The organism is Streptomyces sp. NPDC096193 (genome assembly GCF_040302905.1).
Lineage (GTDB): Bacteria > Actinomycetota > Actinomycetes > Streptomycetales > Streptomycetaceae > Streptomyces.
The window spans coordinates 116,716-130,515 of sequence record NZ_JBEOSJ010000016.1 but is presented as its reverse complement, the minus strand read 5'-3'; the positions used below and the strand labels follow the sequence as shown (position 1 = coordinate 130,515).

The window sequence follows — 13,800 nt, the reverse complement described above, 5'->3', positions numbered from 1 at the left end:
CAGCTCAGGGAGGTGCGGACGCTTGCGGCCGGGTGTTTTCGTTAGGTGACCCTTAGTGATGCAGCGCACCGGTCCGGCAGCCGGACGGCGGTTGTCACCTCCGGAGGAATTACGCAACAATGGTGTTGTGAAAAACGTCGGCGAGGCTCCGCAGGAGGAACTCACGACCGGTGTGCGCTCGGACCACTCGACGCGCAACCGGGTCGCGCGGTCCGTGCTGGACCACGGGCCGTCCACCGTGGCCGACCTCGCCACACGTCTCGGACTCACCCAGGCGGCCGTACGCCGCCACCTCGACACGCTCGTCGCCGACAATGTCGTCGAGCCCCGGGAACAGCGCATCTACGGCGCGCGCACGCGCGGCAGGCCCGCCAAGGTGTTCGCCCTGACCGACTGCGGCCGGGACGCCTTCGACCAGTCGTACGACGCACTGGCCGTCGACGCTCTCCGCTGGATCGAGCGGTCTGCGGGCGGCGGAGCGGCGGGAGAGGCGGCCGTGGCCGCCTTCGCCCGGGACCGTATCGAGGCCCAGGCGGAGACCTACCGCAAGGCCCTCGAGGCGGTCGACCCCGACCGGCGCACGGAAGCGCTGGCCAAGGCCCTGAGCGCCGACGGGTACGCTGCTGCGGCGCGCAGCGCCCCCAATGCCCAGGCGGGGGAGCAGCTCTGCCAGCATCACTGCCCGGTCGCTCACGCCGCCGAGCGGTACCCGCAGCTGTGCGAGGCGGAGACGGAGTTCTTCTCCCGCCTCCTCGGCACCCATGTGCAGCGTCTGGCCACCATCGCCCACGGCGACGGGGTGTGCACGACGTTCATTCCCAAGACCACACCATCATCAGCATCTGCAAGCACGGCCGGGAGGAACCCCGCATGACTCTCCCCACGGAGACTGCCCACCCCGAACTCGAGGGCCTGGGTACGTACGAATTCGGCTGGGCCGACTCCGACGCGGCAGGTGCCGCGGCCAAGCGCGGCCTCTCCGAGGCGGTCGTCCGCGACATCTCGGAGAAGAAGAACGAGCCGGAGTGGATGCTGAAGCTGCGGCTCAAGGGTCTGCGTCTGTTCGACAAGAAGCCGATGCCGAGCTGGGGCTCCGACCTGTCGGGCATCGACTTCGACAACATCAAGTACTTCGTCCGCTCCACGGAGAAGCAGGCGGCGTCCTGGGAAGAGCTGCCCGAGGACATCAAGAACACGTACGACAAGCTCGGCATCCCGGAGGCGGAGAAGCAGCGCCTCGTCGCCGGTGTCGCGGCCCAGTACGAGTCCGAGGTCGTCTACCACCAGATCCGTGAGGACCTGGAGGAGCAGGGCGTCATCTTCCTCGACACGGACACCGCGCTGAAGGAGCACCCGGAGCTCTTCCAGGAGTACTTCGGCACGGTCATCCCGGTCGGCGACAACAAGTTCGCGTCGCTGAACTCCGCCGTCTGGTCGGGTGGCTCGTTCATCTACGTGCCCAAGGGTGTCCAGGTCGACATCCCGCTCCAGGCCTACTTCCGTATCAACACGGAGAACATGGGCCAGTTCGAGCGGACGCTGATCATCGTCGACGAGGACGCCTACGTCCACTACGTCGAGGGCTGCACCGCGCCGATCTACTCCTCGGACTCGCTGCACAGCGCCGTGGTCGAGATCATCGTCAAGAAGGGCGGCCGCTGCCGCTACACGACGATCCAGAACTGGTCGAACAACGTCTACAACCTGGTCACCAAGCGGGCCGTGGCCTACGAGGGCGCGACCATGGAGTGGGTCGACGGCAACATCGGCTCCAAGGTGACCATGAAGTACCCGGCGGTCTACCTGATGGGCGAGCACGCCAAGGGCGAGACCCTGTCCATCGCCTTCGCGGGCGAGGGCCAGCACCAGGACGCGGGCGCCAAGATGGTCCACATGGCTCCGAACACCTCCTCCAACATCGTCTCCAAGTCGGTGGCGCGAGGCGGCGGCCGCACCTCCTACCGCGGTCTGATCGAGATCGGCGAGGGCGCGCCGGGCGCGAAGTCCAACGTGCTCTGTGACGCGCTGCTGGTCGACACGATCTCCCGCTCGGACACCTACCCCTACGTGGACGTCCGCGAGGACGACGTGTCCATGGGTCACGAGGCGACCGTCTCCAAGGTCTCCGAGGACCAGCTCTTCTACCTGATGAGCCGTGGCATGACGGAGTTCGAGGCGATGGCGATGATCGTGCGCGGCTTCGTCGAGCCGATCGCCAAGGAACTCCCCATGGAGTACGCCCTGGAGCTCAACCGGCTGATCGAGCTGCAGATGGAGGGCTCGGTCGGTTAGTCCCGGCCGCCCCTTCCCGCAGCGACTGATTTCTTACGCAGAGGCAGAGAGAGAGCACCCCGACAGCCATGGCTGAGGCTCAGAACATTCCGGTGGGATCCACCACCGCCGGTTCGATCGCGGTGGCCGCCGAGTCCACCGTCGCCACTCGTATGAGTGCGCCCCCCTCGTTCGACGTGGCGGACTTCCCGGTCCCGCACGGTCGTGAGGAGGAGTGGCGCTTCACTCCACTGGAGCGGCTGGGCGGTCTGCACGACGGCACCGCCGTCGCGACGGGCGGCGCCGTCACCGTGGAGATCGACGCGCCCGAGGGCGTCACCGTCGAGACCGTCGGCCGTGACGACGCCCGGCTCGGCCGGGCGGGCACCCCGGTGGACCGGGTCGCCGCCCAGGCGTACTCCGCCTTCGAGAAGGCCTCGGTCGTCACGGTCCACAAGGACACGGTGCTCGCCGAGCCGATCCGGATCGGGGTGCACGGCGAGGGCGGCACGACCTTCGGCCACCAGCTCATCGAGCTCGGCGCCTTCGCCGAGGCCGTCGTGGTCATCGACCACAGCGGTGACGCGGTCCTCGCGGCCAACGTCGACTTCGTGGTGGGCGACGGCGCCAAGCTCACCGTCGTCTCCGTCCAGGACTGGGACGACAAGGCCGTCCACATCGCCCAGCACAACGCGCTGGTCGGACGTGACGCCTCGTTCAAGTCCGTCGTGGTGACCTTCGGTGGCGACGTCGTGCGCCTGCACCCGCGGGTCTCCTACGCGGGCACCGGTGGCGAGGCCGCGCTCTTCGGTCTGTACTTCACCGACAAGGGCCAGCACCAGGAGCACCGTCTCCTGGTCGACCACAACATGCCGCACTGCAAGTCCAACGCCGTCTACAAGGGCGCGCTGCAGGGCGACGACGCGCACGCGGTGTGGATCGGTGACGTGCTCATCCAGGCCGCGGCCGAGGGCACCGACACCTACGAGATGAACCGCAACCTCGTCCTCACGGACGGCGCGCGGGTCGACTCGGTGCCGAACCTGGAGATCGAGACCGGCGAGATCGTCGGCGCCGGCCACGCCTCCGCCACCGGCCGTTTCGACGACGAGCAGCTCTTCTACCTCCAGGCCCGCGGCATCCCCGCCGAAGAGGCCCGCCGACTCGTGGTCCGCGGCTTCTTCGCCGAGCTGGTCCAGCAGATCGGTCTCCCGGACGTCGAGGAACGGCTGCTCGCCAAGATCGACGCGGAGTTGGAGGCATCGGTCTGATGTCCTTCGTCAAGGCCTGCGCGCTGAGCGAGCTGGAGGAGGACACCCCCAAGAGGGTGGAACTCGACGGCACGCCCGTCTCGCTCGTCCGGACCGAGGGTGAGGTGTTCGCGATCAACGACATCTGCTCGCACGCGAACGTCTCCCTCTCCGAGGGCGAGGTGGAGGACTGCCAGATCGAGTGCTGGCTGCACGGCTCGAGCTTCGACCTCCGCACCGGCAAGCCGTCCGGACTGCCCGCGACGCGCCCCGTCCCCGTATACCCCGTCAAGATCGAAGGGGACGATGTGCTCGTCTCCGTCACCCAGGAGTCCTGAGTCACCCATGGCAACGCTTGAAATCCGCGACCTGCACGTTTCCGTCGAGGCCGAGAACGGCCCCCGGGAGATCCTCAAGGGCGTCGACCTGACCGTGAAGCAGGGCGAGACGCACGCCATCATGGGCCCCAACGGCTCCGGCAAGTCGACCCTCGCCTACTCCATCGCGGGCCACCCCAAGTACACGATCACCAGTGGCACCGTGACTCTGGACGGCGAAGACGTCCTGGAGATGTCCGTCGACGAGCGCGCCCGCGCCGGCATGTTCCTCGCCATGCAGTACCCGGTCGAGGTCCCCGGCGTCTCGGTCTCCAACTTCCTGCGTACCTCCGCCACCGCGATCCGCGGCGAGGCACCCAAGCTGCGTACCTGGGTGAAGGAGGTCAAGACCGCCATGGAGCAGCTCCACATGGACCCGGCGTTCGCCGAGCGCAATGTCAACGAGGGCTTCTCCGGCGGTGAGAAGAAGCGCCACGAGATCCTTCAGCTGGAGCTCCTCAAGCCGAAGATCGCGATCCTCGACGAGACGGACTCCGGTCTGGACGTCGACGCGCTGCGCACCGTCTCCGAGGGCGTCAACCGCGTCCGCGAGACCGGTGAGGTCGGCACGCTGCTGATCACCCACTACACGCGCATCCTGCGCTACATCAAGCCCGACTTCGTCCACGTCTTCGCGAACGGGCGGATCGCCGAGTCCGGCGGCGCCGAGCTCGCCGACAAGCTCGAGTCCGAGGGCTACGAGGCATACACGAAGGGTGGCGTATCCGCGTGACACAGCTGCCGGGCCTCCTCGACACCGAGGCGATCCGCAAGGACTTCGCGATTCTCGACCGGGTGCTCCACGACGACAAGAAGCTCGTGTACCTGGACAACGCGGCGACCTCGCAGACGCCGCGCCAGGTGCTGGACGCCGTCACCGAGTACTACGAGCGTCACAACGCCAACGTCCACCGCGGTGTGCACGTCCTCGCCGAGGAGGCCACGGCGCTGTACGAGGGCGCGCGTGACAAGGTCGCGTCCTTCATCAACGCTCCGAGCCGCGACGAGGTGATCTTCACCAAGAACGCCTCCGAGTCGCTCAACCTCGTGGCCAACATGCTCGGCTGGGCCGACGAGCCCTACCGGGTGGACCACGAGACCGAGATCGTCATCACGGAGATGGAACACCACTCCAACATCGTTCCGTGGCAGCTGCTCTCGCAGCGTACCGGCGCGAAGCTGAAGTGGTTCGGGCTCACCGACGACGGCCGTCTGGACCTGTCCGACATCGACGAGCTCATCAACGAGAAGACGAAGATCGTCTCCTTCGTGCTGGTCTCCAACATCATGGGCACCGTCAACCCGGTCGACGCGATCGTCCGCCGTGCGCAGGAGGTCGGCGCGCTGGTGCTGATCGACGCCTCGCAGGCCGTGCCGCACATGCCGGTCGACGTCCAGGCGCTGGGCGCGGACTTCGTGGCCTTCACCGGCCACAAGATGTGCGGCCCGACCGGCATCGGCGTGCTCTGGGGCCGGCAGGAGCTGCTCGAGGACCTGCCGCCGTTCCTCGGCGGCGGCGAGATGATCGAGACGGTGTCGATGCACTCGTCGACCTACGCTCCCGCGCCGCACAAGTTCGAGGCCGGTACGCCTCCGATCGCCCAGGCCGTCGGTCTCGGCGCGGCGGTGGACTACCTGAGCGCCATCGGCATGGAGAACGTCGCTGCCCACGAGCACGCGATCACCGAGTACGCGGTGAAGCGGCTCCAGGAGGTGCCCGGTCTGCGGATCATCGGCCCGGTGACGGCCGAGGACCGCGGTGCCGCGATCTCCTTCACGCTCGGTGACATCCACCCGCACGACGTCGGCCAGGTCCTGGACGAGCTGGGCATCGCCGTCCGTGTCGGCCACCACTGCGCCCGCCCGGTCTGCCTGCGGTACGGAATTCCTGCGACCACGCGAGCGTCGTTCTATCTGTACTCCACGCCCGCCGAGGTCGACGCACTGGTCGACGGGCTGGAGTACGTCCGTAACTTCTTCGGATGAGGGACTGACGCGTGAAGCTGGATTCGATGTACCAGGAAGTCATCCTGGACCACTACAAGCACCCGCACGGGCGTGGTCTGCGGGACGGCGACGCCGAGGTGCACCACGTCAACCCGACGTGCGGTGACGAGATCACGCTGCGCGTGAAGTACGACGGCGACCGCATCGAGGACGTGAGCTACGAGGGCCAGGGCTGTTCCATCAGCCAGGCCAGCGCCTCCGTGCTCAACGACCTGCTGGTCGGCAAGGACCTCGCGGACGCGCAGAAGATCCAGGCGACCTTCCTGGAGCTGATGCAGTCCAAGGGCCAGATCGAGCCCGACGACGCGATGGAGGAGGTGCTGGAGGACGCGGTCGCGTTCGCCGGTGTCTCCAAGTACCCGGCCCGGGTGAAGTGCGCGCTGCTCAGCTGGATGGCTTGGAAGGACGCGACCGCACAGGCGCTGGGCGAGAGCCCCGAGAGGAAGACGGCATGACGGAGAACGCAGGGGCGGCGCTGAAGCCGGCCTCCGAGGAAGAAGTCCGCGAGGCGCTGTATGACGTCGTCGACCCCGAGCTGGGCATCGACGTGGTCAACCTCGGCCTGATCTACGGCATCCACATCGACGACTCCAACATCGCGACGCTGGACATGACGCTGACGTCGGCGGCCTGCCCGCTGACCGATGTCATCGAGGACCAGGCGAAGTCGGCGACGGACGGACTCGTCAACGAGCTGAAGATCAACTGGGTCTGGATGCCGCCGTGGGGCCCGGACAAGATCACGGACGACGGGCGCGAGCAGCTGCGCGCGCTGGGGTTCAACGTCTGATCCGTCCCCCGTACGACACAAGCGGCCGTGACCGCCGGGCCATCCGGTGGACACGGCCGCTTCGTCATGTGTGCGTGCGCGTTGTGTACGGTCGTACGCAACGCTGTGTACGCTCGTACGCATGGGATACGGACTGCTCGCCGCGGCCATCGCGGCGGAGGTGGCCGGCACCACGGCCATGAAGTACAGCGACGGTTTCACCAAGCTGTGGCCCTCGGTGCTCACCGTCATCGGCTATGTGATCGCCTTCTCTCTGCTGGCCCAGACCCTCAAGACCATGTCCGTGGGCACCGCCTACGCGATCTGGGCGGGCGTCGGCACCGCGGCGGTGGCCGCTATCGGCATGATCTTCCTGGGGGAGTCGACCAGTTTGGTGAAGGTCGGCGGCATCCTGCTGGTGATCGCCGGAGTGGTGGTGCTGAATGTGGGCGGGGCGCACTGATGCCCCGCCGGTACGACCCCGAGCGCCGGCAGCGCATCATCGACGCGGCGATCAGGGTGGTCGGGTGCCGCGGGATCGCCGGGCTCAGCCATCGCACGGTGGCGGCCGAGGCCGATGTGCCGCTCGGTTCGACGACGTACCACTTCGCCTCTCTGGACGAGCTGTTGGTCGCCGCGCTGCGGCAGGCAAACGAGGGCTTCGGCGCGGCGGTACGGGACAGTCGGGCGCTCGCCGACCCGGACGCCGATCTCGCCACGGAGCTCGCCCGGCTGATGGGGGAGTGGCTCTCGGGCGAGCGGACCGGGGTGGAGCTGGAGTACGAGCTCTATCTGGCCGCCCTGCGCAGGCCCGCGCTGCGGCCGGTGGCCGCCGAGTGGACCGACTCGGTCGCCGCGATCCTGGCCCGCAGGACCGATCCCGTCACGGCCCGCGCCCTGATGGCGCTGATGGACGGCGTCTGTCTTCAGGTGCTCCTCACCGACGCGCCGTACGACGCGGAGTACGCGCGCGACGTGCTGGCCCGCGTCATCGGCGGACGAGCGCCCGGCTGAACAGCGGCGCGCACGCTCGGCTGAACAGCGCCGCGCGCAACGCCCGTTGATCTTGCTCCGGTCCGCTGGGCCGGTCGCTTCCCCATGGACACTCGGGGCTGAGTGACCATGCTGCGGAAGGTGCCACGGATCGGTGCGGCTGCTCGCCTTGGGGGCTCTCCTTGAGTCCGCCGTCAGCGTCACTTGCGTCCACCTCTTCCTCTGGTCCTCGCGGTCTCGCGTCGCCGAGGCGGGCGCCCTCAGCGGGCAGGTACCGGCCCCGCCGGTCGGCGGCCCGCTCCACTCGGACGCACCCGGTCTGCTGTGGCCGGCGTGGGCGGTGCCCGCGCAAGCCGTGGGGTCCGTGGTCCTCCCGACCGGGACGTGAGACCGGTTCGCCCGGCGGGCGCCGCGCCGGTTAGGTTTTCCCCATGACCGACACCACTGCTCCTCGCACCACCGGCGCCGTCGCCGCCGGGCTCGCCACCATCGCGGCCGACGGCACCGTCCTCGACACATGGTTCCCCGCCCCCGCGCTCACCGCCGAGCCGGGCCCCGCCGGCACCGAGCGGCTCACCGCCGAGCGGGCCGTCGAACTGCTCGGCGAAGGAGCCGCGAAGGCCGTCGGCACCGACGCCCGTCGCGCTGTCGAGGTCGTCGCCGTCCGCACGGTCATCTCCTCGCTCGACGAGAAGCCGCTCGACGCCCACGACGCCTATCTCCGCCTGCACCTGCTGAGCCACCGGCTGGTCAAGCCGCACGGTCAGAGCCTGGACGGCCTCTTCGGCCTGCTCGCCAACGTCGCCTGGACCTCGCTCGGTCCGGTCGCCGTCGACACGCTGGAGACGGTGCGGCTCAACGCCCGTGCCGAAGGACTGCATCTTCAGGTGACCAGCGTCGACAAGTTCCCGCGGATGACGGACTACGTCGCCCCCAAGGGCGTCCGTATCGCCGATGCCGACCGGGTCCGCCTCGGTGCGCACCTCGCCGAGGGCACCACCGTGATGCACGAGGGCTTCGTCAACTTCAACGCCGGCACGCTGGGCACCTCCATGGTCGAGGGCCGGATCTCCGCCGGCGTCGTCGTGGGCGACGGTTCCGACATCGGCGGCGGCGCCTCCACGATGGGCACGCTCTCCGGCGGCGGCAATGTCATCATCTCCATCGGCGAGCGCTGCCTCATCGGCGCCGAGGCCGGGGTGGGCATCGCGCTCGGCGACGAGTGCGTCGTCGAGGCCGGTCTGTACGTCACGGCGGGCACCCGCATCACCATGCCCGACGGCCAGATCGTCAAGGCCCGTGAACTCTCCGGTGCCTCCAACATCCTCTTCCGCCGCAACTCGGTCACCGGCGCCGTCGAGGCCCGGCCGAACAACGCGGTCTGGGGCGGCCTCAACGACGTTCTGCACAGCCACAACTAGGGCCTTCTGTCGGAGAGGGGCCCCGGCCCCCGGGGAGGGGCCCGGCCTCACGCCTCGCCGAGGGCGGCGAGCAGCTCGTTGTACGCCCTGCGCAGCCCGTCGGTCGCCTCGCGGCCGGCGGGCTGCAGCGGTTCCCGGACCGGGCCCGCGTCCAGCAGGGCCTTCGCCGTCACCGTGCCCGGCAGTCCGGCGGCCATCATCAACTCCGTGAGCGGCAGCAGGAGTTGGTTCAGGCGGGCGGCCCGGGCGGTGTCACCCCGATCGAAGGCGTCGAGCACCTCGCGCAGCGGCCCCGGGGCGACGTTGGCGACCGTGCTGACGAAGCCCGCCCCGCCGACCGCGTACAGCGGCAGATTCAGCTCCTCGCACCCGGAGTAGTAGGCGAGCGAGGTCCGCGCGATCACCTTGGTGGAACCGAGCAGGTCGTACGCGCAGTCCTTCACCGCCACGATCCGCGGATGGTCCGCGAGCCGCAGCATCGTCTCGACCTCGATCCGGGTGCCCGTGCGGCCGGGGATGTCGTAGAGCATCACCGGGAGGCCGACGGCGTCCGCGACCCGGCGGAAGTGCGCCTCCAGTGCCGCCTGCGGCGGGCGGCTGTAGTACGGGGTCACCACCAGGATGCCGTCGGCGCCCGCCGCTTCGGCGGCCCGCGCCTGTTCCACCGTGTGGCGGGTGTCCGCGGTGCCGGTGCCCGCCACGACCGGCACTCCCTCGCCCACCGCCGCGCGCACCGCCCGGACCAGGGCGGCCTTCTCGGCGTCCGTGGTGGTGGGGGACTCGCCGGTGGTGCCGCTGAGGACCAGTCCGTCGCAGCCCTCGGCCACCAGGTGGGCGGCATGGCGTGCGGCGGCGTCCAGGTCGGGCCCGCCGCCGGCGGTGAACGGAGTGATCATCGCGCAGAGCGCCCGGCCGAAGGGGTGCGGTGTGGTCATCCCCGCAGTCTCGGCCCGCGGGACCATGAAGGTCTACTTAGATCTTCTTGGGGTGAGGGGCAAGCAGAGCTGAACAATTGACCGGCGTACGTCTGGCATGATCGCCACCGGGGACATGTCACAGGGGAGGGGACCCGGTATGACTGGCATGACTGGCGGGGCGCGGCGGAACGGTGCGGTGCCGGCAGCGGCGCTCGCGGTGGTGGCCGCGCTCGTACTCGCGGGATGCGCGGAGGCGTCGGGCGGTGTGGGGGAGAGTGGTGCGAGCCCGTCGCCCGACCCACGCTGGAGGGTGCACGCCGACAAGCTCACCGGGACACCGGCTCCGTACACCGGTCCCCCCTCGGCCGTGCCGGCGCCGCGCACCCCGAACGACGGTGAGCAGCTCCCGGAGCCCACGCCAACCACCTGTCCCGAGACGGGAGTTGCCGTCGTCACCGGTGTCGTCGATGCCGCGATGGGGCGGCGGGCCACGACGATCCGGCTGACGAACTGCGGGACGAAGCCGTACCGCGTCGAGGGCTATCCGCAGATCGGTGCCCTCGACAAGGACCGTGACGCGCTGAAGCTGAAGGTCACGCACGGCGCGAACGCGTACACGGACTCCGGCAGGGACCAGGGACCGCGGCCTCTGACACTGGCACCCGGCAAGAGCGCCGTGTCGGTCCTGAACTGGAACAACAGGGTCACCTCGTTCGACGCCGTCCGGCCGGGGGCGTACCTGGTGGTCGCGCCCTTCCGCGGGGAGCAGGAGCAGACCGTGCCGTTCTTCCTCGACATCGGCACCTCGGCCGAGCTGGACGTCACCGCCTGGGCACTCCCGCGGGAGGAAGCGGGCGGTTGACCTCGACCGAGGTTGATGTTTCAGGCTGGGACCAGCGGCGCACCGCAGGGGCGCGCCGAGCCGAGGGGACATCGCCATGACCGTGACCGTGCAGCCCGACGCCAGGCCCGACCTCACCCGCCCGGGTGTCGGCATCGTCAAGGCCTCGACCTGGGACGTCGGCACCCCCGAGCGGCAGCGGGCCACCATCGACGCCATCGCCACGGCCTGGCGGAGCAGGGACTGGCCGGACAGCGGACTGCTCTCGTACACCGTCCACCGGGGCGAGGACGGGCGCACACTGCTGCACTACTCGCAGTGGACCGGCGAGGACGCCTACCGGGAGTTCGTCCGGACACTCCGGGACGACCGGAACGCCGAGATCGACGCCGCCGTGCCGGGCATCGAGCGGCTCGGCCTGCACTCCTACGAGCTCTACCGCAGCGCCTCGCTCGGCGGGGACGACCGGCGCGTGCCGGGTTGCGTGGTGATCGTGGACGTCGAGTTCGACGGTCCCGGCGCCGAACGCGCACGGGACTGGGTGGACACCGTCTTCGTCGCGCTGGACAGCGAACCGCACCCCCACCCCGGCGGGATCGCCGGTCACTTCCACATCGGTACGGACGGTACGCGGGTGCTCAACTACGCCGAGTGGGAGAGCGCCGACGCGCACCGCGAGGCCCTGGGCGCGCCGGGCGCGGGCATCGGCTCGCCCACCGGGGCGTGGGAGAAGGTCCGCGACTACCCCGGCGTGACCGGCGGCGGTGTGAACCGCTACGTGCCCGCGCTGAGTCTCGGCGCGGGCACGTAGCGGCGGTGGTACGGGTTCTCACGGGACCGGCGTAGCGACGGCCCACGGGATCGGGACCGGCGCAGCGACGGCCCACGGGAGTGGACCTACGCACCAACGGTCCACGGGATCACATGACGGCGGCGTCACGGCCGGAAGCGCAGCACCTGCGGGTCGTGGTCGCTGTTCTGGTCCGCGAACTCCGCGTTGATGTGCACGCTGTCGTACTCGAAGTCGTCGATCGACGGGCTGGTCAGGATCTGGTCGAGCACCTGGCTGTTGCCCTGGAAGACGTAGGTGTAACGCTCCGGCCTGGGCAGGGACTTGATCGCCGGGTAGAGGGCGCCGCCGTCGGTGAGCGCCTTCGTCGTCGCCGAGAACTCGAAGTCGTTGATGTCGCCGAGCACCAGGACGTCGGCGTGGCGGTCGGCCTCGAGGATCTCCTTGACGAAGGTGTTCACGGCCTGCGCCTGCTGGAGCCGCTTGACCTCGGAGGAACGGTTCGGCGGCTGCCGGTGGGCGGTGAGGGCCTCGTCGCCACCCTTCGAGCCGAAGTGGTTGGCGATCACGAAGACCGTACGGCCGCGGAAGGTGAACTCACCTGCGAGCGGCTTGCGGCTGGCCTCCCACGCGGTGTTCGCGGGGTCGATGCGTCCGGGGGAGAGCGTCAGCGCCGCCCGTCCGCGCTCCTCGACGACCCCGGTCGCGGTGGTGGAGTCACCGCCGGCGCGGTCGGTGAAGGAGACCCGCTCCGGATTGAAGAGGAAGACCTGACGGATGTTGCCGCCGGGCTCGCCGCCGTCCTCGTTGTTCTGCGGGTCCACGCCGCGCCACTCGTACGCCGGACCGCCGGCCGCGGCGATCGCGTCCGTGAACTTCTTGACCGTCTGGTCGGCGGCGACCGTGCCGTCGTTCTTCGCGCCGTTGTTGTCCTGGATCTCCTCCAGGGCGAGGATGTCGGGCGAGGACAGGTTCTCCACGACGGCCTTCGCCAGCGCGTCGAACTTCTCCTGCGGGTCGGAAGGGTCGAGGTTCTCCACGTTGTACGTGGCGACGGCCAGTTCGCCCCGGCGCTGCGGGCGGGTCTCCTCGGCCTCCAGACCGCGGTCGACGACCGTGCCGAGCGTGCGCGCGGTCAGCGTGTAGCCGCCGAACTGGTTGAAGTCCAGGGGCCCTTCGGTCCGCCCGGCGAGCACGTCGCCGACGTTCGCCTTGGGGAAGGGCTGCTCGGCGGTGGGCGTCAGCGACTGGATCTGGAGCCGGCCGGCGTTCTGCGAGGTGTACGAGCCGTAGCGGGTGCCACCGGACGCGGTGATGTTCTCGAACGGCTTGACCGTCACCCACAGTTCGGCGTACGCGTCGGTCGCACCGACGACGCGGGACGTGCCGACCCGCACGTTGGTGCCTTCGAGGGACTCGTAGTAGTCCAGGGCGTACGTGCGCGGCTTGAGCGGCAGGGCGTTGATGCTGCCGCCGTTGGCCGGGTCGCCGGCCGGGGTGTACGCCGTGGGCACGGCGCTGCCGGAGATGGTGACCGGAGCCGGCAGCGGGTTGTCGGCGGAGACGACCGTGATCGTCGGCCGGGAGATCTGTGTCAGCGACTGGTTGCCGGAGGAGGTGCCGCCCGGGACGAACTCGCCGACGGTGCCGGAGACCAGCACCGAGTCACCGACCTTGACCGTCGGGGTCGAGCCCGTGTAGACGAAGATGCCCTCGCTGGTGGCGGGGTTCTTGTCGGCCTGCGGGTCCTGGAACCAGAAGCCGCGCGACGAGCCGTAGGTCCGTACGCCCGTGACGATGCCGGCGACCTCGGTGACCTGCTGCCCGACGAGCGGGGATATCCGGGTGGAGCCCTGAATGTCATGGATCCGGGTCTCGGCCGCGGCGGCTGCCGAGGCGGAGGAGCCGGCCAGTAGGCCGGCGGCCAGCGCGGAGGCGACAAGGGCCGCGACGGCGGCCGTTCTCGGTACGACAGAGGAAGGCATCGAGGAACTCCGGAATCGAGGGTGAGGGGTATGCGCTTGCTGCACTGCTGTTCTACGCGCGTCAATCTCTTTGCTGAGCAGTCCACTTGTCAAGAGTCGCCGGGTGTACGGCGGCCGACGGACGGATGAACGCCCACGTGGGGGAGTTCCCTTGGACCCCGGCCGTCCCGTGCGTACTC

15 protein-coding genes are annotated in these 13,800 nt (G+C 69.5%); 13 read left to right on the top strand and 2 right to left on the bottom strand.

The window, feature by feature from the left end; translation table 11 throughout:
• Window positions 1-127 precede the first annotated feature (127 nt).
• The 11 genes from ABTX78_RS23195 (at window position 128) to dapD (ending at window position 9,088) form a co-directional block, all read left to right on the top strand.
• Window positions 128-874 (top strand): helix-turn-helix transcriptional regulator, encoded by a 747-nt coding sequence (locus ABTX78_RS23195; RefSeq protein WP_352208696.1) that lies wholly within the window; start codon window positions 128-130, stop codon window positions 872-874.
• Window positions 871-2,292 carry a Fe-S cluster assembly protein SufB gene (gene sufB / locus ABTX78_RS23190; protein WP_327684869.1) on the top strand — a complete coding sequence of 474 codons (1,422 nt, stop codon included), beginning with the start codon at window positions 871-873 and terminating at the stop codon, window positions 2,290-2,292. The genes ABTX78_RS23195 and sufB overlap by 4 nt, the downstream gene beginning before the upstream one ends.
• 68 nt (window positions 2,293-2,360) lie before the next feature.
• Window positions 2,361-3,542, top strand: coding sequence for a Fe-S cluster assembly protein SufD (gene sufD, locus ABTX78_RS23185; protein WP_352208695.1), 1,182 nt, complete (start codon window positions 2,361-2,363; stop codon window positions 3,540-3,542).
• Window positions 3,542-3,859, top strand: a complete 318-nt coding sequence (locus tag ABTX78_RS23180) for a bifunctional 3-phenylpropionate/cinnamic acid dioxygenase ferredoxin subunit (protein ID WP_352208694.1) — start codon at window positions 3,542-3,544, stop codon at window positions 3,857-3,859. The genes sufD and ABTX78_RS23180 overlap by 1 nt, the downstream gene beginning before the upstream one ends.
• A 7-nt stretch (window positions 3,860-3,866) precedes the next feature.
• The gene (gene sufC, locus ABTX78_RS23175; RefSeq protein ID WP_327684871.1) at window positions 3,867-4,631 is read left to right on the top strand and encodes a Fe-S cluster assembly ATPase SufC; all 765 of its coding nucleotides are present in this window, start codon (window positions 3,867-3,869) and stop codon (window positions 4,629-4,631) included.
• On the top strand, window positions 4,628-5,884 hold the full coding sequence (locus tag ABTX78_RS23170) for a cysteine desulfurase (RefSeq protein ID WP_352208693.1): 1,257 nt from the start codon (window positions 4,628-4,630) through the stop codon (window positions 5,882-5,884). The genes sufC and ABTX78_RS23170 overlap by 4 nt, the downstream gene beginning before the upstream one ends.
• Window positions 5,885-5,895: 11 nt before the next feature.
• Window positions 5,896-6,360, top strand: coding sequence for a Fe-S cluster assembly sulfur transfer protein SufU (sufU, locus tag ABTX78_RS23165; protein WP_313947038.1), 465 nt, complete (start codon window positions 5,896-5,898; stop codon window positions 6,358-6,360).
• Window positions 6,357-6,695 carry a metal-sulfur cluster assembly factor gene (locus ABTX78_RS23160; protein WP_313947039.1) on the top strand — a complete coding sequence of 113 codons (339 nt, stop codon included), beginning with the start codon at window positions 6,357-6,359 and terminating at the stop codon, window positions 6,693-6,695. Before sufU ends, ABTX78_RS23160 begins: the two co-directional genes overlap by 4 nt.
• A 103-nt stretch (window positions 6,696-6,798) precedes the next feature.
• Window positions 6,799-7,137, top strand: coding sequence for a DMT family transporter (locus tag ABTX78_RS23155; RefSeq protein WP_502993942.1), 339 nt, complete (start codon window positions 6,799-6,801; stop codon window positions 7,135-7,137).
• Window positions 7,137-7,688, top strand: coding sequence for a TetR/AcrR family transcriptional regulator (locus tag ABTX78_RS23150; protein WP_352208691.1), 552 nt, complete (start codon window positions 7,137-7,139; stop codon window positions 7,686-7,688). The genes ABTX78_RS23155 and ABTX78_RS23150 overlap by 1 nt, the downstream gene beginning before the upstream one ends.
• Window positions 7,689-8,098: 410 nt before the next feature.
• Complete coding sequence (gene dapD / locus ABTX78_RS23145; RefSeq protein ID WP_352208690.1) at window positions 8,099-9,088, top strand: 2,3,4,5-tetrahydropyridine-2,6-dicarboxylate N-succinyltransferase; 990 nt, start codon at window positions 8,099-8,101, stop codon at window positions 9,086-9,088.
• 47 nt (window positions 9,089-9,135) lie between these two features.
• Here the strand turns inward: dapD and dapA are convergent, their stop codons facing one another.
• A complete protein-coding gene (gene dapA, locus ABTX78_RS23140) occupies window positions 9,136-10,023 on the bottom strand; it encodes a 4-hydroxy-tetrahydrodipicolinate synthase (protein WP_352208689.1) in 888 nt (295 codons plus the stop codon).
• A 139-nt stretch (window positions 10,024-10,162) separates the two neighbouring features.
• Between dapA and ABTX78_RS23135 the strand changes: the two genes are divergently transcribed.
• Window positions 10,163-10,867 (top strand): DUF4232 domain-containing protein, encoded by a 705-nt coding sequence (locus ABTX78_RS23135; protein ID WP_352208688.1) that lies wholly within the window; start codon window positions 10,163-10,165, stop codon window positions 10,865-10,867.
• Between the two features lie 76 nt (window positions 10,868-10,943).
• A complete protein-coding gene (locus ABTX78_RS23130; RefSeq protein WP_352208687.1) occupies window positions 10,944-11,657 on the top strand; it encodes an antibiotic biosynthesis monooxygenase in 714 nt (237 codons plus the stop codon).
• Between the two features lie 125 nt (window positions 11,658-11,782).
• Here the strand turns inward: ABTX78_RS23130 and ABTX78_RS23125 are convergent, their stop codons facing one another.
• Entirely contained in the window at window positions 11,783-13,621 is a 1,839-nt protein-coding gene (locus ABTX78_RS23125; RefSeq protein WP_352208686.1) for a DUF8508 domain-containing protein, read from the bottom strand.
• Window positions 13,622-13,800 lie beyond the last annotated feature (179 nt).